Genomic DNA, 19,066 nt, shown 5'->3' with positions numbered 1-19,066 from the left:
AGCGATGGGCCACCCTCTAGTTGTCAAGTAATCGCACATCTGATAGATTCTCGTTAACTATTAGTATGCGGTGTAGTCGTGTCACACTATTTCTGGGGTACTGCTCACCGATCGAGAGAGGCCATATGTCCGCGAAAACGCGACACAATCGGATCAGTGCGAGGCGCCGTCTGCCGGCGTTCATCCTCGTGCTGCTCGTTGTTGCGCTCTGCATCGCGGGTGTCATCTACAAGGGCGCCGAGGTGACCCAGGTCAACGTCAACGACGGCGGCATCTGGGTGACCAACAAGTCCAAGCAGATGGTCGGCCACCTCGACTACGAGGCCCGCATCCTCGACGGCGCCCTGCGCACCGAGGCCACGAACTTCGACGTCGGCCAGGCGGGAGAGACCGTCACCGTCTCCGACCTCACCTCTCTGACCGTTGCCCCCGTCAACGTGACCCAGGTGTCCCTCGGCTCTCCAACGGCCCTGCCCGCTGGTTCGAGCGCGATGCAGGGCGGTGACGTCCTCGGTGTCCTTAATGCTGCCGACGGCACGCTGTGGACCACCTCGGCCACCGCCCCCAGCCCCGCGAGCCTCTCTGAGGGAGCAGCCCTCGCCTCGAACATGGGGGCGAGCGCCTTTGTGACCGGCCTCGACGGTTCCGTTTACTCCCTGTCCGCATCGGGCACGCTGACCACCGTGACGCACCAGGGAACGGTCGACCAGACATCGACCGGCCAGATCGAGGGGATCCCCGCCGACGCCCGCCTGAGTGTGACCGTCGTCGGCGACCAGGTTGTCGCCCTGGACTCGCAATCCAACACCCTCTTCCTCCCGGGCAACAAGCAGCTCAACCTGAGCGCGGCCGGTGTCGAGGAAGGCGGCATCCTCCAGCAGGCTGGCCCCAAGGCGGACTCCGTCCTGCTAGCCACGCCCTCGGCCCTCGTGTCGATTCCGCTGGCGGGCGGCGCTCCGACGATCACTCCCTCCACCGAGGGTGGCGTCAGCGGTACCCCCGCCGCCCCGGTTCGCCACGAAGGCTGCGCGTACGGCGCGTGGAGCGTGTCGGGCGCCTACATGCGCGCGTGCGACGACCCCTCCGCCAACAGGCAGATGGTCGTCGACACCCTCACGAGCGCGCGCGAGATCGTCTTCCGCACCAATCGCAAGGCCATCGTTCTCAACGATGTTGCGCAGGGCAGCGTGTGGCTGCCCGACTCGAACATGGTCCTTATGGACAACTGGGACGAGGTCGAGAACGAGCTCGAGGAAACCGAGGAAGAAGAGGACAGCCCCGAACTCACGAACGAGGTTGCCGACCCGCAGCAGCGCGAGGAAAACACTCCGCCCGAGGCCGTGGATGATGAATTCGGTATCCGCCCCGGGCGTTCGACGATCCTTCCCGTCCTTGATAACGACTCCGACCTGGACGGAGACGTCCTGACGGCGTCCCCGACCAGCGCTCCCGACTGGGGGTCGATCACCGTGGCGCGCAGCGGTCGTGCCCTGCAGATCACCGGGGTCGAGGACACCCAGACCGGCTCGACGTCCTTCTCCTACGAGGCCTCTGACGGCCAGGCATCAGCGGCTGCCCGCGTGCAGGTGACGATTCACCCCTATAGCCAGAATGCGGCACCGACTCAGGTGCGCGCATCGACCGTCAAGATCGGCGCGGGTGCGCAGATCCAGTACCAGGCGCTGAGCGACTGGCGCGACCCCGACGGCGACCCGATCTACCTGAAGAACGCGGAGGCCCCGGAGGGGCTGGGTGCGTCCTTCAGTGAGGACGGTTCCCTGACGCTCACCGATGAAGGAAGTGCGCCCGGCCCGAAGACCGTTGTCCTGACGGTTGCGGACGACCAGGGCGCGGAGACGCGTGGCGAGCTCATCGTGACCGTCCAGGAGGCCGGAAACCTGCCTCCTTCGGCGAATGGCGACCTCTTCCAGGCACACCCCGGCGAGACCGTCACCCTTGATCCCCTCAAGAATGACACCGACCCCAACGGCGATCCGCTGAGCCTCGCCGCCGTCTCGGGTGCCCCGGCGGGCGCGACGATCTCGCCGGACCTGGACCGTGGCACGATTGACTTCCGCGCGACCGCGGCGGGTTCCTACTCCTTCGCCTACACCGTCTCCGACGGCATCGCGACGACGCTGGGCATCATCCGCGTCGAGGTCGTGGCCGCGTCCACGCTGCCCCCGGTCGCCGAGAACGACACGGCCGTGCTGCCTCAGGGCGGCTCCGTCCTGGTGGCTCCGCTCGGTAACGACTACGACCCCGCGGGCGGCCTGCTGTCCATCACATCGGTCAACGCTGAGAACGCTCCCGGCCTCGAGGTCGCTCTCATTGATCGTCACCTGCTGCGCGTGACCGCCCCTTCCGGCCTCGACCGCACCGCGACCTTCTCCTACACGGTCTCCAACGGCCAAGGCGAGGCCACCGCGGACGTCATGGTGATTCCCGGCGCTGCCGATCGCTCCGACCTGCCGCCCGTGCTCAAGCCCGACCGCGCCAAGGTGCGCGTCGGCGACGTGGGCACCGTGTCGGTCCTGTCGAACGACCGTTCCCCCGCCGGCCTGAACCTGCAGGTCGAGCCGACGCTCGGGTACGACCCGACGGGCGCCCTCGGCACCCCCTTCGTGACCGGAAACCAGGTGCGCCTCGAGGCCGGGGCGACCCCCGGCATCATGGACGTCACCTACTCGGTCATCGACTCCGCGGGCAACCGCGCGTCGAGTACGGTCACCTTCGAGGTGCTCGCCGCTTCCGATCAGAACCAGCCTCCGCGCCCCCGCGACATCAGCGCATGGGCTGCCGCAGGCCAGACGACGCGCATCCCGGTCACCCTCGACGGCATTGATCCCGACGGCGACTCCGTGAACCTCACGGGCCTCGACTCCTCGCCGCAGAAGGGCAGCGCCACCGCGAAGGCGACCTGGATCGAATACACGCCGAACCAGAATGCCTCCGGCACAGACTCCTTCACCTACACGGTCGTCGACCGCCAGGGTGGACGGGCCTCCGCTCGCGTGCGAGTCGCGATCTCCGCGGCCCCCTCTCTCAACCAGAACCCGGTGGCCGTGCCTGACACCGTTCTTACGCGACCGGACCGCATGGTGACCGTGAACGTCCTGTCCAACGACGTTGATCCCGACGGTGACTCCCTCACCCTGGAGGAAAACGGCCTCGAGACGGCCACTCCCGAGCTCGACCCGCAGGTCCGTTCCTCCTCGACGCTGCAGATCCGCACGCCCTCGCAGGCTGGAACCTACCTGGTTTCCTACACGGTGAGCGACGGCCGCGGCGGCTCCGCACGTGGCACCGTGACGGTGTTCGTGCAGGATGACGCGCCCCTGAAGGCTCCGATCGCACGCGACGACTACGTCGCCTACGAAGACCTGCCCACCGACGGCTCCGCCGTGCGCGTCAAGGTCCTGGAGAACGACGAGGACCCCGACGGCAGTATCGACGAGCTGTCCGTGACGACCGCAGAATCGGGCGTCTCCGTGGATGGATCCGACCTGCTGATCCCGGTCACCGACACCCTGCGCCTCGTCGTGTACACGATCACCGACCGCGACGGTCAGACCAACTCTGCCGTCGTGAACGTGCCCGGACGCGACACCACCGCGCCCTTCCTCAGCGCCGCAGGCCTGCCCATCGAGATGGACGCGGGCACCTCGCGCACGATTAACCTGTCGGACTACGTCGTGACCCGAGCGGGCCGCAGCCCCCGCCTCGTCGATGGAACGTCCCCGGTCATCCAGACCGGCCTGGACTCCGTCGTGGCCGACTCGTCGACGCAGCTGACCCTGACTGCGACCGCCACGTTCGGCGGCAACTCCGCGTTCCTCATTCAGGTCGCGGACGGCGACGCCGACGACGCGGGCACGCTGAGTGCCTCGCTGTCGCTGCCCGTGCGCATCAAGGCCACGACGAACCAGCCGCCCACCTTCGCCCCGACCGCGATCCGCGTCGAGGCCGGCGGCAGTGCCGTCACCCAGAACCTCGCGCTCGCCGTGCGTGACCCCGAGGGTACTGATGCCTCGACCTTCACCTACGCGATGGGATCCGCTCCCAGCTCCGTGAGCGCAAGCCTCGACGGCACCGTCCTGACGGTTTCCGCCCCCGAGGAGGCGACCGCTGGATCCGCCGGTTCCATCGCCGTGAGTGTCACCGACGAGCAGGGCAACACCGTTAACGCCTCGATCCCCGTCGAGATCGTGACGACGACGAAGCCACGCATCCAGGTGCCCCCCTACTCCGTGAATGCGAAGGTCGGGGAGACCGTCATCGTCGACGTTGCCTCGCGCGCCACCAACCCCTTCCCGGACACGCCGATCTCTCTTGTCGGAGCCGCAGTCTCCCTCGGTGACGCGGACATCGCATCCTCTGGGACGTCGGTCATGGTGACCCCGCGCTCTGCGGGCACGATCTCCGTGGGCTACCAGGTCAACGACAAGCTCGGCGATCCTTCGCGCGTCGTGCAGGGCACGATCACGGTGACCGTGACGGGCAAGCCGGATGCGCCGACGAACGTCCAGGCCGAGGCCGTGGGGACCAACGCGGCGCGGGTGACGTTCAGCGCGCCGGCCTCGAACGGCTCTCAGATCACCGGTTACCGCCTCTACGACGCCACCGGCACGAAGGTCGCCGACTGTTCGTCCACCGTGTGTGTCGTGAGTGGACTGACCGTGGGACGCTCCTACACCTACACCGTGACCGCTGTGAACGCCATCGGTGAGTCCGCGCATTCCGCATCCAGCTCGGTGAGCATCTCCGGGGCGCCGAGTCAGCCTGCTAAGCCCACGGTGACGGCCGGAAACACCACGATCGACGTGTCGTGGACCGCGCCCGCCGAGAACGGTTCGCCGATCACCGGCTACACGGTCACCGCGTCGACCGCTAACGGCCCGGCCGCCAGCTGCAGCACGACCGGTGGTGACACGTCGTGCACCATCTCGGGCCTGCGCAACGGCGAGAACTACACGGTGACGGTCGTCGCGCGCAACGCCAGGGGTGACTCCCCGGCATCGTCCGGCGCTCAGGCGATCCCGACGGCTCCGCGCGTCGGCCCCGATCAGCCGACTATCACGAACGGCAACACGATCCAGCAGCGCGATGGCAACGGAGCTCTGCTCACCATCACCTGGTCCCTGGGTAGTTCCGGCAGCGCCGAATGGGGCGAGACGGTCGTGTCGGTCAACGGCATGACGAAGAAGGTCCCGGGGGGCCAGACCAGTACCCAGATGACGGTCCCCTACGGCACGGCCCTCACCGCCTACGTGACCGTCAGCAACAAGAACGGCGACACGGCGACCTCCCCGGGCTACGTCATTCCGGCGCTCGTCCACGAGGACCTCGCTCCTCCCAAGACGATCCCGGTTGCTCCCGATGCGCCCAACGTGCGCACGCCCATCAACAATGAGTGGGGCAAGCTGAGCGTCTATGGCGCGAGGGTGAAGGAAGGCAACGGCTTCAAGGCCGCCGACCTGACCCTGTTCTACACGCATGACCCCAATGGGTGTAACGCGAGTGCGAACGAAGTGGGTATGGAGGACTTCAATATCGGTACTCTTACGGCCGGAGCCACGATGACCTACTACTTCTGCCAGCGCGGTAAGAAGGATGATGGCTCCTTCGTGTGGGGTCCCACCACGGCCGCCTCCGGCGTCGTCGGCAACGGCCAGCGCGACGGCGGCGGCGGTGACGCCGGGGATCAGATCCCGACCTTCGTGGTTCAGACCAGCGTCAGTGGCACGTCGGTGAGTGCAAAATTGAATACTCCTAGCGGCGTGACGATCGCCAAGACCGAGATCTGGATCGCGGAATTGGAAGGAACGACCAAGCAGACCGTGGTTGGTCCGCTCACCGATTGGTGGGCCGGTGACCTCCCGCCCGGCCGTGACCTCACGCTAGTCGTCCAGGTCACCGGTACTAAGGGGCAGCATCGCGAGGTGAGGACCACGTTCAGGACCGCCGAACAACCCACCAGCATTGACGCGACCTTCGAAGGGAAGATGGCCTGCGGAAACGGGCAGGAGTGCGGCTCGATGACGCTGCACGCCGTGAACGCCCAGAAGTTCCAATCCGATGTCACCATCGTGTGCAGCGTCAAGACCGGACGCCCCGCGACCATCACCGAGTTCCGCTTCTCGCGGGATAACCCCCAAGTTACGGGTATCCTGACCGAGGCCACGACGGCGGCAGAGCTCCTGGCCAAGCACCCCGTCACCGCCTGTCGCGCCGAATAGACCACCCCCCGCCACACAACAAAAGGTAGAAACATGACCCTTTCCATTGAGGATGCAACCAGGTTCGCCCAGGTCTTCAAGGGCCTCGTCGACGGCGTGTCCGTGGCGGTCCTGGACAAGCGCCAGGCCGTGCGACTCGCTCTGACGACGATGTTCGCCGGCGGCCACCTCCTGCTCGAGGACGCTCCCGGCACCGGTAAGACCGCCCTGGCGCGCGCCATCAGTGCCGTCATCGACGGCACGCACTCGCGCATCCAGTTCACCCCGGACCTGCTGCCCTCGGACATCACCGGCGTGAACATGTTCAACCAGAAGACGGGCGAGTGGGTCTTCCACGCCGGCCCCGTCTTCGCGGAGATCGTCCTGGCCGACGAGATCAACCGTGCCTCGCCCAAGACCCAGTCCGCGCTTCTGGAGGTCATGGAAGAGGCCCAGGTGACGGTCGACGGCGTGCGCCGCCCCGCCCCCCAGCCCTTCATGGTAATCGCGACCCAGAACCCCGTCGAGCAGGCCGGCACCTACCCGCTGCCCGAGGCCCAGCTGGACCGATTCCTCATGAAGACCTCTATCGGCTACCCCTCGCGTAGCGCCATGATCGACGTCCTCGACGGCTCCGCCTCCCCGGACCGTTCGAAGAACCTGCGCCCCATCGTCAGCGGTCAGGACATCGTGGCCTGGGCCTCCCTGGCCTCGGCGAACCACACGGACCGCGCTGTCCTCGACTACGTGGCCGCGCTGGCGGAAGCCACCCGTGAGGACGAGTCCTCGCTGCTGGGTGTGTCCACCCGTGGCGCCATCGGTATGGTGCGCTGCGCCCGCGTGTGGGCGGCCGCGCAGGGACGTAACTTCGTCCTGCCCGACGACATCAAGGCCCTGGCCGTGCCCGTGTGGGCCCACCGCGTTATCGTCGACCCCGACGCCGCGTTCTCCGGCGCGACCGCCGAGGGCGTCATCCAGCGTGCCCTGACCTCCGTGCCCGCTCCCGCGGTCGGCGCGTAAGGATCCATCCGGACACAACGATGACAGGGACGCGTACGGACACCCCCACGATGGTCTCGCCCCGCAGGGCGAAGGCCGGTCCTTCGCATCCCCTGAAAGCCCTCGCCTCGGCGGTTACGCCGATCGGCTGGGCGGTCATCATCTTCATCATTGCGGGCCTGGCAATCGCGGTCACGCTCGAATGGGTCGAGGCCCTCGCCTGCGCGCTCGCGGGTGCCGTCGCGCTGTTGATCGCGGCGCTGCGCGTCGCCTGGCGTCCCCCGCACCTCGTGTCGATCCGCGTGCCGAACGAGCGCATCGTCGCAGGCCAAACGGCCGTCGGCGAGATTTCGGTGCGCAACGAGCGCTCACGCTCGGTGCGTTCGGGCATCATCGAGCTGCCGATCGGCTCGGGGACCGGTGAATTCGTCGTGCCGCCGCTGGGTGCGCACGAGACCTGGGACGAGATGTTCCTGATCTCTTCGCGTCACCGCGGACTCATCAACATCGGGCCCGCGCGAGCCGTGCGCTCGGATGCGCTGGGCCTGCTGCGTCGCGTGCGTATGTGGGACGAGCCTGTCGTCCTGCACGTGCATCCGCGCACCGTGCGCGTGCCTTTCGACGCGACAGGCTTCCAGCTGGACGTCGAGGGCGTGTCCACCGGCAAGCTGTCCAGCTCCGACGTGTCCTTCCATGCCCTGCGCGACTACGAGCCGGGCGATGACCGACGCGCCGTGCACTGGCAGTCCACCGCGCGCCTCGGCAAGCTCATCGTGCGCCAGTACGAGGAGACGCACCGCTCCCACCACGTCATCGTCCTGGACACGTCCCGCGACGCCTGGGATCACGACTCCTTCGAGACCGCGGTATCGGTCGCGGGATCGCTGGGCCTGGCGAACCTGCGCGAGTCGCGTCCCGTGTCGCTGACGACGACGGAGTCCTGGCTCCCCTCCGGTCACGCGATGCGGATGCTCGACGCGCTGTCCGAGGTCTCGTCGCGCTCCTTTGGGGATCTTCCCCTGCGCGTTCGCGAGGCCGTGGCGCAGCGCCCCGGCGTCTCCGCGCTCACGCTCATTGTCGGCCCGCAGGTGAGTGACAGCGAGGCGGCGCACCTGGCCCGCCTGGCACCCATTGATGTGCCCGTGTCCATCATCCGTATCGGTGCCGAGGGCAAGCGAGCTCGCCGCGACCTGGGCCGAGGTATCCTGCTTGACTGTTCCACGCTGGACGACCTGCCGCGCATCATTGTTGCCGGGGGGCTGGCATGAGCGACACCGTCAACACCAAGCCGCGCGCCCAGCGCATTGATCCCCAGGCTCAGCCCGAGGAGGCCTCGACGCAGGTACGCGAGGTCAGTGAGAGCACGGACGCGACCGAGATTCGCGAGGCCGGCCCGAGCACACGGCCGTCACCCGCCTCCGAGGGCCCTAAGTCCAAGACGACGCGCAACCGTCTGCTGACGATTACGCAGCGCTTTTCGACCTACCGTACCCGGCTGCCGATCTGGTCCCTCCTGGTTCTCGCGCTGCTTTTCGCAGGACCCGTCTGGGCCTTCGAGCCCGTGTTCGGTGGGGGAGTGGGCGCCATCGCCGCCGGTGCAGGCGTCGCCTGCGGCCTGGCCTTGGCCGCCGCCGCGACGCGCTGGCGCTGGGACGCGGTGACGAGTGCGCTCGGCGTTCTTGCCACCTACTTCCTGCTGGGAAGCGCCGCAGCGCTGCGCTCCGAGGCGCTCTTCGGCGTCCTGCCCACCGGCAAGACGCTGCAGGTCATGGTCTTGGGTTCCTTCCGCGCCTGGAAGGACCTCCTCACGCTGACGGCGCCCGTGTCGGTCTACTCCGGCCCCGCCCTCGTGCCGTGGATGAGCGGCCTGCTCCTCGCTTTCCTCGCCGGTGTCGTCACCGCGCGATTTGGCCGTGCGGTCCTGGGCTCCATCCCCCTCGTCCTCATGGGCGTCATCGCGGTCTTCTTCGGCCTTGCGAAAAACCCGCTGCCCCTGTGGGTGGTCCTGATCTGGTGGGCGCTCCTGGCCGCCTGGTGGGCGGGTGCCGCGCAGTATCAGCGCATCACCCTGGGCCAGGATGTCCTCGTGGGCCGATCGAGCGCCCCCGGCACGGACAACACCGTCGGACGCGAGTCTCGCTCGACCGTCTACGTGTGGACCCGCCTCGTGGGCGCGCTTGCGGTGCTCGCGGTCTCCGTGGGCGTCGCTCTGCCCGCCGCCTCCTACTTGGGCAAGTCCGGCACGCGCGTCGTGGGACGCGACCTGGTCCAGCCGCCGCTCGACATCCAGGCCTACCCCTCTCCGATGTCCTCGTTCCGCCATTACACGACGGACCTGAAGGACGAGACTCTCATGACCATCTCCGACTTGCCGGAGAATCAGCGCGTGCGTATCGCCGCGATGGACGTGTACGACGGCACGACCTTCGGCATGTCGAACAAGCGCGACGATACGCACACGGGGTATATCCCGGTCGAAACGACGATCCCCGGCCGTGTCGAGGGGCAGTCCGTCGTGACGGTGGAGACCAGAGGGATGTCCGGGCCGTGGGTGCCCGTGCTGGGTGAGCCCTCGCAGATTACCTTCACGGGCAGCGCCGCCACCGCCCAGAAGGATGGCCTGTTTGTCGACACGTGGGCGAACGCCGCGCTGACGACCGGCCCCGCTGGGACGATGAGCTACAACGTGACGACCACCTTCACGGCCCCCGTGCGCGACGAGGACCTGGCTTCCCTCGCGGTCATGCCTTTCAACATGTCCGATACCAACGTGCCCGACGCTGTAGCCACGAAGGCCGCTGAGATCACGCAGAACGCGTCGACCGTGTTGGCGGCCGCGCGCGCGATCGAGCACTACCTGTCGACGAACGGCTTCTACCTCAACGAGAACACGCAGTTCTCCCGCCCGGGCGTGCGGGCCGACCGTCTTGAGCGCATGCTCTCCGAGGACGGCGACCTCATCGGTGACGACCAGCAGTATTCGGCGCTGATGGCGCTCATGCTGCATCAGCTGGGTATCAACGCCCGCGTGGTCATGGGCGCCTACCCGGAGGGTGGCTCCCAGGGCGGTGCCGCGAGCCTGCGCGGTTCCGATATTCGCGCGTGGGTCGAGGTCGAGTTCGCGGGTGGCAACTGGGCGGTCTTCGACCCGACGCCGCCGCGCGACCACACGCCGCAGACGCAGGTCCCCAAGCCTCGTAGCGTGCCGCGTCCGCAGGTGCTGCAGCCGCCGGAGCCCCCGGAGGCTCCCGCCGAGCTGCCGCCGACGACGCGCGACCAGAACGCTGATCCGATGGCGCCCCCGGAGGAGCCTTTCCCGTGGGGAGTCGTTGCCGGTATTTCGGGTGGCATCCTTCTCCTGCTGCTGCCACCGCTGATGGTCCTGCTCTTCAAGGCGGGTCGCCGGAGGCGTCGTCGCCGCGCTGCCGCCGCGGATGCGCTTGTCGGCTCCTGGGACGAGGTCGTGGATCTCGCCGCGGACTCCGGCCTGCGTATTGATGTGGGACGCACGCGTCAGGAGACCGCCTGGTCGCTGGCCTCACAGTGGGATCTCGGTGAAGACCCGGGCGACCCCTTCACGCTGGTGACGGGCGAGGTTCGTCACGGTGATGACGGATCGACGGATTCCGTCGAGGTGGACGAGCCCGAGTCCGGTCAGGGGCGCTACGTGATCGACGGCTGGAGCCGCTTCGGTGACGACGTGCCCGCCCCGGTCGTGATCGCCCGCTACGCGGACGTCGCAAACTTCGCGTCTAACGGCGCCTCCCGCGACCGTGCGCGTGATGCATGGGAGCAGGTGGGTGCCCTGCGCTCCCAGGTGGGCAAGCGTGCCGGATTCTTTGCGCGCGTTCGTCGCGCGCTGTCCCTGCGCAGCCTGCGCATGCGCCGCAAGCTGCGCCTGAGTGCGTCAATCGCGCGCACGATGAACGAGGAGGAGAATCAGTGACCCCTCCGATTGCGGGCATGAAGGGCCCTGATATTCCCGGCTTCCAGTGGGTGCGCCCGTTGGGACAGGGTGGCTTCGCTGACGTCTTCCTGTACCGTCAGGAGCTGCCCAGTCGTGAGGTGGCCATCAAGGTCGTGCGCACGCAGGGCGACGAGCGCGGCACGAAGGAACTGCACCGCGAAGCTGATGCGATGACCCTGCTGGCAGGCCACCCCTCGGTCGTTGAGTTGCACGGAGTGGGGACGACGGCGGACGGTCGCGCCTACCTGATCATGGAGTATTGTCCGGTGGCGGATCTGCTCACGCAGGTGCGTGCGCGCCCGATGTCACTCGAGAAGGCCCTCGATACCATGATCAAGATCAGTGGCGGCGTGGAGATGTTCCATCGCCAGGGCTACGTGCACCGCGACATTAAGCCGTCGAACATCATGCTGGATTCCTACGGCAAGCCTGTGCTCGCGGACTTCGGCGTGGCCTCGAAAGTTGGGCAGCTGGAAGTCGGTGCCTTCGATGGTTTTTCGGTGCTGTGGGCGCCTCCGGAGCAGCAGGACGTGAATTCTCCGGCCTCGCCCCTGCAGGACGTGTGGGCGCTGGCGGCGACGACGTGGACTTTCGTGACGGGGCGCAGCCCCTTCGAGGATCCGATCGGCGATAACTCGGCCGCCTCCATCGCGAACCGCGTGCAGCGCGGACGCATGCGTGGCCTGGGCCGTGCGGATGCTCCGGCGGAGCTGGAGCGCGTGCTGCGCGCCGCGATGACGATTGATCCGAACGAGCGCACGCCCTCTGCGATGGAGTTCGGCCAGGGTCTGCAGCGCGTTCAGCAGGAGCTCGGCCTGCCGCGCACCGAGATGGAGATCAAGGAGAAGCGATCCAAGGCTGTCGCTCCCGTCTCTGGTGATCAGAAGACGCGTCTGCGCGGCGCCCCGCTGATCGACCCAGATGCGACGCGCCTGCGCTCCTCGGCCTCGTACTCCTTCGAGGGTGGGGCCGGCTCCGGCGGTGTCGAGGCCGTGGCGGACTCGTGGAAGATCGAGCGTTCCGCGGACGCGGACGAGGTTTCGGCTCGCCGCGTCGTCGAAGGATCCGCGGCGGCCAAGAAGGGCATGTCGCCTGTGGCGGGTGTGCTCCTGGCGCTGCTGGCTGCGGTGATCGCGGCCGGCCTCGTGGTGGGGATGCTCCGCGGCCAGGGGTCGTTCACGCGAATCTCTCCCGCGCCTCAGGCGACGAGCCCCTCCGCGGCTCCGGGCGATGCGTTGGGCGCTGCTCCCCCGAAGGTGTCTGGTCTGGTCGGGGAGTACTCCGACGGAATGGTGACCTGGACGTGGACGGCGCCTGTGGGACCCGCTCCCGCGGACATCTTGTACGCCTATGAGGGGTCTGGTGCAGCCGGTGCTTCGCGCGGTCGCGTGGAGACGGCGAGCGTAACCGTCGACGGTGCGAGCGGTGAGAACTGTATCGAGATCACGACGGTGTCTCGTTCGTCCGGACGCATGTCGGACCCGGTGCAGGCCTGCGTGGAGGTCCCGTGACACACATCATTCAATCGGTTCGCTTTTCTTGCCCGCAGTCCGTCGGTGTCAGACGAGACGCCGGTCACGTCGGGTGTAAAATGGTCAGTATCGCGCGTAGTCCCTCGCGCTCAACGCAGCTAAAGGATGAAGGCACATGTCTCTAGAAGAACATGCGGAACGACCCGCAGTTCGATGGGGCGCGTCGACCGACATCGGTCCGGTCCGCTCCGAGAATGAGGACTCGTGGCTGGCGGTTCCTCCTGTCTTCGCTGTCGCAGACGGGATGGGCGGTCACCTGGGGGGTGCGCAGGCCTCGTCGAAGGCTGTCATTACGCTGCAGGAGTATCTGAGCCCTCAGCGCCTCGGCAATCGTCCTGTCGACCTCGTGGACCTGTCTGTGGCGATCGACGCGGCGGCCACGGCGGTCGCTTCCTTGGCGCCAGCCGACAATCCGATGAGCGCGCCCGGTACGACGCTGTCGGGGCTCATGGTGCTGCGCACCACGGAAGGGCCCTACTGGCTGTCATTTAACGTGGGTGATTCGCGCGCCTATGTCGTGGGCGGCGGAGGCATCCGACAACTCACTCACGACCATTCGGCACTGCAGGAGGCACGTGACCTTGCGGCCACCTCCGGCGCTCCGCGTGTGATCCCTCCCGCAAATGTTGTGACAAAGGCGCTGGGGGCCGGCCAGACCGGAAGTGTGAAAGCCGACTACACAATCATGCCGCTGGAAGAGGGGGATCGGGCCGTCATCTGTACAGATGGTGTGCACGGCGTCCTCAGCGATTCGCAGATTCATGCGGTTGTTGCGGCCGGTGACGGTCCGCAGGGCACTGCTGACAGACTCGTGCGAGCGTCGCTGGAGGCGGGTACTCGAGACAATACGACCGCTGTTGTAGTTTACGCAGGAACCAAATCACGAGTAACATTGACAACGAATGTCATGAATCGGATGATTCAACCAGTACGTCCGGCGTCGATTGAGACCGCTCGCCGGGTTCCTCGTAGAGAAGGCAGTAACTGATGCTTCAGATTGGACGCTTCCTGTGTCGCGGGCAGGGCGCGATGCTCGTCACGGGCCCCCTCGGTGCGGCACTGGTTCCGCTCGACTTCGCGGACTCCGCCGCCGACGTGGTGTGGGGACGCGCTGACACCCAGGCGTGGCTGGCCCACGTCCAGGCCGAAAAGGGTGACGTCCTGCTGCTGGACTGTGCGGGCGAGCAGCCCTACCTGACCGTGCTGGGCAACATTCAGCTGCGCATGCGCGCCGCCGGTCAGATCACCGAACAGGTGTGGACCGACCCGATCTGGGCGTGGCCCTTCAACCCCGGCGAGTGGCAGACCTTCGAGGCCACCATCATCGACGGCGACGAGGTGACCTGGATGGTGCCCGCCGCCGACCGTGTTGAGGCTGGCGAGATTCGCATCGGCCGCGCGCTCGACGAGGTCGAGGCCCTCGCCTCGATGCCCGTCGACACCATGGGCTTCCTCATCAACCCCGACATCCCGGACCATGAGCGTCGCGCCCGTCGCGAGGCCCGCGAGGAGCTGCCGGAACCGTCCGTGCACACTGCCTCCGTGGATCTGGCCGCCGTCGAGGCCCAGTTCCTCGCCGCGACCAGCAACGGCCCCGTGTCGCTGGCCCCCGCGTCGCGCAACCCCGACACCGACGAGGCGCATGAGGCTCCCGAGGCCTCGGACGAGCAGGTCGAGGAAGAGCCGCACGAAGAGGCGCCTGTGAAGGATGCCGAGCAGCCCTCCGGTGAGCTCTACGTCGTCGCCGACGCCGAGGAGCCGCCGGTCGACACCGCTGAGTCCGCCGAGCGTGCGGGCGGTTTCGGCGAGTCCGGCACCCCGGCCTCGTCCGAGGTTGTCGCTGAGGCTCCCGTCGCTGAGCCTCCCGCCATTCCCGAGGCCATGAGCGCCGAGGGCCTGGCTGACCTGGGCGCCGAGACCGACACGGAGGCGACCATCCTGCGTCTCGCCCCCGCGAACTCGGGCCCCGCTGCCCCCGTCGCCTTCCTGATCCACGGTGGTACCGTGCCCGTCGAGGTCTCCCGTGACGTCGTCATCGGCCGTGACCCCGACGCGCGTGCGCTGACCGGCCGTCCCGTGGCTACGGTCCTGCGCGTGCCCAGCCCGCAGACCGAGATTTCTCGCTCGCACTGCGCCGTCATGATGACGACCCCCGGCTCTTGGGCCCTCATGGACCTGGGCAGTGCGAACGGCACCGTCCTGCGTCACGCCGACGGCTCGTTCCAGGACGTCACCCCCATGGTGACGATTGCCCTGAACGACGGCGACCTCATCGACGTGGGCGAGGGAACCACGATCGAGTTCCGCGTGCGCTGACACGGCTGATTGACGCAGGTGGGGCGGGCCTTCGGGCCTGCCCCACCTGCATTTTTGTTGCTTTCTCGCGAGTGGGTGATACCGGGAAAGGTTCTCCTGCCTCGTCTATGTAAGGACAATCATGCTCTCACGCGCCTTGAGGTGACCTTGGTCCCTTGATGCGTGTATCCTTACCCCTGGTAGCGGCCCACAGGTGGGCCGGTCATCGCATACAAGGAAGTTGAGAACCACGATGGTCAAGTACGTATACGACTTCTCCGAGGGCGACAAGTCCATGAAGGACCTCCTCGGAGGAAAGGGAGCCAACCTCGCCGAGATGACGAAGCTCGGTCTGCCCGTTCCCCCCGGCTTCACGATCACCACCGAGGCGTGCCGCGCATACCTCAAGGAGTCGACGGTTCCCGAGTCGCTTGCCACCGAGGTCACCACCGCCCTGCGCGGCGTCGAAGACCAGATGGGCCGCCACCTCGGCGATCCCTCCGACCCGCTCCTCGTCTCCGTGCGAAGCGGTGCCAAGTTCTCCATGCCCGGCATGATGGAAACCGTCCTGAACATCGGCCTCAACGATGAGTCCGTTCTCGGCCTTGCTGCCGTTAGCGGTAACGAGCGCTTCGCGTGGGACTCCTACCGCCGCCTCATCCAGATGTTCGGCAAGACCGTTCTCGACATCGACGGCGACCTCTTCTCCGACGCCCTCGACGAGCTCAAGGCCGCGCGCGGCGTGAAGGGCGACACCGAGCTGAACGCCGAGGACCTCAAGGGCCTCGTCGACACCTTCAAGGGCATCGTCAAGGAACAGACCGGCAAGGACTTCCCGCAGGACCCGCGCACCCAGATGGACATGGGCATCGAGGCCGTGTTCCGCTCCTGGAACACCGAGCGCGCCCGCATCTACCGCCGCCGTGAGCGCATCCCCCACGACCTGGGCACCGCCGTCAACATCTGCACCATGGTGTTCGGCAACATGGGCGAAAACTCTGGCACCGGCGTGTGCTTCACCCGTGACCCCTCCTCCGGCCACTCCGGCGTCTACGGCGACTACCTCGAGAACGCGCAGGGCGAGGACGTCGTTGCGGGCATCCGCAACACCCTGCCCCTGTCCGCCCTCAAGGAGATCAACAAGCCCGTCTACGACGAGCTGCGCGCCATCATGCGCAAGCTGGAGACCCACTACCGCGACATGTGTGACATCGAGTTCACCGTCGAGCGCGGCAAGCTGTGGATGCTCCAGACCCGCGTCGGCAAGCGCACCGCCGCCGCCGCGTTCCGTATCGCCACCCAGCTCCTGGGCGAAAAGCTCATCACCCGTGATGAGGCCCTGGGCCGCGTCACCGGCGACCAGCTCACCCAGCTGATGTTCCCGCAGTTCGACGCCAAGGCTGAAAAGGAGCTCATCGCTCGCGGCATGGCCGCCTCCCCGGGCGCCGCCGTCGGCAAGATCGCCTTCAACAACGCCCAGGCCGTCGAGGCCGCCGAGAAGGGCATCAAGACCGTCCTCGTGCGTCGCGAGACCAACCCCGATGACCTGCCCGGCATGGTCGCCGCCGAAGGCGTCCTGACCGCCCGCGGCGGCAAGACCTCGCACGCCGCCGTCGTCGCCCGCGGCATGGGCAAGACCTGCGTGTGTGGCGCCGAATCCCTCGTCATCGACGAAGCCGCCGGCACCGTCACCATCGGCGACCTGGTCCTCACCGCCGACGACACCATCGCCATCGACGGCCAGACCGGCGAGATCTTCCGCGGCGAGGTCCCCGTCGCCGACTCGCCCGTCACCACCTACCTGGCAGACGGCCTCGAGGCCGGCATCGCCGCCGCCGGCGAGGACCAGGGTACCCGCGAGCTCGTCGAGGCTGTTGACAAGCTCCTCGGCCACGCCGACAAGGTCCGCCGCCTGCGCGTGCGCGCCAACGCCGACACCCCCCTCGACTCCAAGCGCGCCATCGCCTTCGGCGCCGAGGGCATCGGCCTGTGCCGCACCGAGCACATGTTCCTGGGTGAGCGTCGCCCGCTCGTTGAGCGCGCGATCCTCTCGGCCCCCGATTCCGACGAGCGTCAGGCCGCCTTCAACGAGCTCGAGAAGCTCCAGAAGCAGGACTTCCTCGAGATGCTCGAGGTCATGGACGGCAAGGCCATGACCGTGCGCCTCATCGACCCGCCGCTCCACGAGTTCATGCCCGCCCTCATCGAGCTGGAGACGAAGGTCGCCGTCGGCAAGGCCACCGGCACCCTCGACCCCGCCGACGAGGCCATGCTCGTCGAGGTCCGTCGCATGCACGAGCAGAACCCCATGCTGGGCCTGCGCGGCGTGCGCCTGGGTATCTACCTGCCCGGCCTGTTCGCCCTGCAGATGCGCGCCCTGTGCGAGGCGGCCGCCGAGCTCGTGGCCCGCGGCCTCAACCCGCGTCCCGAGATCATGGTTCCGCTCGTCGGCTCCGTGCGTGAGCTCCAGCTCGTGCGCGAGGAAGGCGAAGGCATCATCGCCTCCGTCGCCGCCGCCCACGGCGTGGACCTGTCCGGCGTCTCCATCGGCGCCATGATCGAGCTGCCGCGCGCCGCCATGACCGCCGAGGACCTCGCCGAGGAAGCCGACTTCTTCTCCTTCGGCACCAACGACCTGACGCAGACCGTGTGGGGCTTCTCGCGCGACGACGTCGAGGGCGTGTTCTTCCCGCAGTACATCGAGGCCGGCATCTTCGGCGTCTCCCCCTTCGAGTCCATCGACGTCCACGGCGTGGGCACCCTGGTCTCCGAGGGCGTGCGCCGCGCCCGCTCCACCAAGCCGAACATCAAGCTCGGCGTGTGTGGCGAGCACGGTGGCGACCCGCAGTCGATCCACTTCTTCCACAACGTGGGTGTCGACTACGTGTCCTGCTCCCCGTTCCGAGTCCCCGTCGCCCGCCTCGAGGCTGGCCGCGCCGCGGTCGAGGATCACGTGGACATGACCGCCTGATCGCTGGCGCTTGCTCTGCTGAGTAGCGCTGATTGAGCGCGGCGAGGCCGCGGCCGGGAAACCGGTCGCGGCCTCGTTTCGTGTGGGTGCTTGTGGCTCCACGGGTGTTCCGGGCGCCGGAGGCCCCGGCCGCTGTGTGCGCCGGTGGGCGGCGTCCCGCCCGCGAGTCGTCCGCGCCGCGAGCTTCGCTCGGCGCGTCGTCTCGAAGCCCGGCCAGGCCCCGCCGCCGCCCACCGGCACCGCGGCAGGTCCCTCCGACGCCCTCCACACCAGTTATGCCTGTTCGCTGATCGGCGCGTCGTCTCGAAGCCCGGCCAGGCCCCGCCGCCGCCCACCGGCACCGCGGCAGGTCCCTCCGACGCCCTCCACACCAGTGGGGTCGGGGCGCTGTGAATAGCCCTGCTAGGCCCCGCCCCGCCCATGCCATAGTAATTTCGCATGCAATTCCCCTGAGTGTATTTCAAGTGTTGAAATCTAATCGTTGATATTCTGCGGTTTTTGAGCGTGCATCGATTCGTGTCGTGGGGGGAATTGCATGCGAAATGTGGGTGGAGGTGGTGTCGCCGCCGTCCATGGGTGCCGCAGCCGGGCCCGTCGCCCACAGGTGCCGCAGTCAGGTCCTGCGTCTGGAGGTACGCCCGTGGCTCGGGTCCCTTCCCGCCGTCGGTGGGGGTTTTGCAGCATTAGGAACTCGCTGGCGGCGTGTCGCCGGCGTGTCGGATCTCTAATGACGCCATTTCCCCCGTTTGGTGGCGATGGGGTCGTGGCTTGGGGTGGTGCAGCGCCCAAAACGCAGACCACCTCGGCGAAAAACGCTGAAAACGGGCGGTTGCGGGTGAGGTGGTCTGCGTTTTGGGCACAACGGTGCCTGTCGTGGTGTGTTGTTCGCACGTCAGCCCCTGAACATGCGCGTTAACCCTTTGACGCGCACGTCAACACCTCAACATGCGCGTGGGCGGCGCTGCTTCGTGAGTACTGCCCATTTTGCCGTGGTAAAGATAGTGCTGGCAGCCCGCCCAGACGACCACCTAGCGCGTTAACGTGCGGCCGGACGGGTGCGCGAGTACAGTGACGCCCCGCCCGA

General features: G+C 67.5%; 8 protein-coding genes. All 8 read left to right on the top strand.

What is annotated here, in order from left to right; genetic code table 11:
• Nucleotides 1–125 precede the first annotated feature (125 nt).
• The 8 genes from CYJ22_RS02015 to ppdK all read left to right on the top strand — a co-directional run bounded on the left by CYJ22_RS02015 (nt 126) and on the right by ppdK (nt 17,982).
• Nucleotides 126–6,239, top strand: a complete 6,114-nt coding sequence (locus CYJ22_RS02015) for an Ig-like domain-containing protein (protein WP_101600694.1) — start codon at nt 126–128, stop codon at nt 6,237–6,239.
• Between the two features lie 33 nt (nt 6,240–6,272).
• Nucleotides 6,273–7,238: an AAA family ATPase gene (locus CYJ22_RS02010; RefSeq protein ID WP_101600692.1), complete on the top strand. Its 966-nt coding sequence runs from the start codon at nt 6,273–6,275 to the stop codon at nt 7,236–7,238.
• Nucleotides 7,239–7,288: 50 nt separating this feature from the next.
• Nucleotides 7,289–8,485, top strand: a complete 1,197-nt coding sequence (locus CYJ22_RS02005; protein WP_007588191.1) for a DUF58 domain-containing protein — start codon at nt 7,289–7,291, stop codon at nt 8,483–8,485.
• Nucleotides 8,482–11,163: a transglutaminase-like domain-containing protein gene (locus CYJ22_RS02000; protein WP_207760494.1), complete on the top strand. Its 2,682-nt coding sequence runs from the start codon at nt 8,482–8,484 to the stop codon at nt 11,161–11,163. The genes CYJ22_RS02005 and CYJ22_RS02000 overlap by 4 nt, the downstream gene beginning before the upstream one ends.
• 17 nt (nt 11,164–11,180) lie before the next feature.
• Complete coding sequence (locus CYJ22_RS01995) at nt 11,181–12,695, top strand: serine/threonine-protein kinase (RefSeq protein WP_034496332.1); 1,515 nt, start codon at nt 11,181–11,183, stop codon at nt 12,693–12,695.
• Between the two features lie 136 nt (nt 12,696–12,831).
• Nucleotides 12,832–13,704: a PP2C family protein-serine/threonine phosphatase gene (locus tag CYJ22_RS01990; RefSeq protein ID WP_101600690.1), complete on the top strand. Its 873-nt coding sequence runs from the start codon at nt 12,832–12,834 to the stop codon at nt 13,702–13,704.
• Nucleotides 13,704–15,032 (top strand): FHA domain-containing protein, encoded by a 1,329-nt coding sequence (locus CYJ22_RS01985; protein WP_101600688.1) that lies wholly within the window; start codon nt 13,704–13,706, stop codon nt 15,030–15,032. The genes CYJ22_RS01990 and CYJ22_RS01985 overlap by 1 nt, the downstream gene beginning before the upstream one ends.
• A 232-nt stretch (nt 15,033–15,264) precedes the next feature.
• Nucleotides 15,265–17,982 carry a pyruvate, phosphate dikinase gene (gene ppdK / locus CYJ22_RS01980; RefSeq protein ID WP_101600685.1) on the top strand — a complete coding sequence of 906 codons (2,718 nt, stop codon included), beginning with the start codon at nt 15,265–15,267 and terminating at the stop codon, nt 17,980–17,982.
• Nucleotides 17,983–19,066: the final 1,084 nt, after the last annotated feature.

The sequence above is a fragment of the Schaalia odontolytica genome (assembly GCF_002847525.1).
Lineage (GTDB): Bacteria > Actinomycetota > Actinomycetes > Actinomycetales > Actinomycetaceae > Pauljensenia > Pauljensenia odontolytica_B.
The sequence above is the reverse complement of the archived record's forward strand: the minus strand, read 5'-3'. Positions and strand labels throughout refer to the sequence as shown.